Here is a 1158-nt window from a genome sequence, read left to right as displayed (position 1 = left end):
GGATGAACATCAAGCTGGCAGGCATCAACTTTCGGGTTTTGCGGTAGCGCAGGGCGAATACGATAGATCCCAGCACTGTCGTCCCCAGGCCCAAGCCCAGCCCCCAGCGGGGATCCACCCCCAGCAGCCCATAGCTGACTCCGCTGAGGGCGGCCCCAACCAGCCCCCCGATGAGAGACTTGGAGCTTTTGCCTTTGCTATAGCCGATTGCTCCGCCCACCAAAAGCAGTGCCCCGTAGACCAGCAAGGTGATTTGTGCGGTCAGCATGATGGGGAAAACCTTGTCCTCTCCGGGCTTAATCCACAAGGATATCGCGAATCAAGGGCAGGCGAATGCTGATGTAGCGGTTGAGAATCGAAGCATCGACACTGCTGAGGGCCTGTTTTTTTTGACAAGCGCTCAGAAGCAGATTCACCAAGTCATCGTCACGCTTTGTGAGCCAATCTGGCCTGCCAATCTCGCTGACCAAAGACCAAAACTGGCGTACCATTTCAGGAGTCATGGCATCCATTTTGTGGAGATAGGGGCTGAACTGCAAAAGAATGGTCTAGGCCATCGATTCGATTCTAGAAAAAAGACCTCATCCCCGAGGACAATATTTCAGCTCCGTCACAACTTAGGATAAGACGTTATGCTTTCCCACAAAGCTCAGCAAGCAGTGCCCCTTCTGGCTTTGTGAGGATCTTAGGAAGGTAAACTGGCAACTCCTGACATATATCAACATTAGGCGTTAAAAAACGATGATTCCTGTCAAAATCTCGACATCAGCATCAGAAGGTTCACAAGCCCCCTTATCCAAGCTGTAAGACAGGGAATCTGGGCGAGCAGGGGCTAGCGCAAGGCGTACTGTAACCTATAGGCTCCTTCTTCTCGTGGCTTATGGGTGTTGGCCCGCAGGGTATAAGTGCCGGTGCGGGGCAGAAAGGCAATCATCAGAGCATCGGTTCCACCCCCTTGGTCATCATCCCAAGCCCTGACTTCTCCACTGGGATCCAGCAGCTGCAAAAAGGCATCGAAATCGGAGCTGGTCATGGAAGCGATCAGGATCTGGCCGGCGCGGGCGGCAATGGGATATTCGTCCATCCAACTGCCATCCTCGGGATGCTGAAGGGATCCCTCCTGCAGACGGCCCGATAGGCTTTCCTGCCAATCTACCT

General features: G+C 53.8%; 3 protein-coding genes. All 3 read right to left on the bottom strand.

The window, feature by feature from the left end; genetic code table 11:
* Positions 1-268, bottom strand: a 268-nt coding sequence (locus NW838_RS02700) for a TMEM14 family protein (protein WP_414427459.1), incomplete at its 3' end; no start/stop codon positions are given.
* A gap of 28 nt (positions 269-296) precedes the next feature.
* On the bottom strand, positions 297-503 hold the full coding sequence (locus tag NW838_RS02695; protein ID WP_414358077.1) for a hypothetical protein: 207 nt from the start codon (positions 501-503) through the stop codon (positions 297-299).
* Between the two features lie 329 nt (positions 504-832).
* Positions 833-1158: PPC domain-containing protein (locus tag NW838_RS02690; RefSeq protein WP_414427458.1), on the bottom strand; the 326-nt coding region annotated here is incomplete at its 5' end.

The organism is Synechococcus sp. R55.2 (assembly GCF_047462075.1).
Classification (GTDB): domain Bacteria; phylum Cyanobacteriota; class Cyanobacteriia; order Thermostichales; family Thermostichaceae; genus Thermostichus.
Note: the sequence above shows the minus strand (reverse complement) of the source record. Positions and strands in the feature narration are given on the sequence as shown.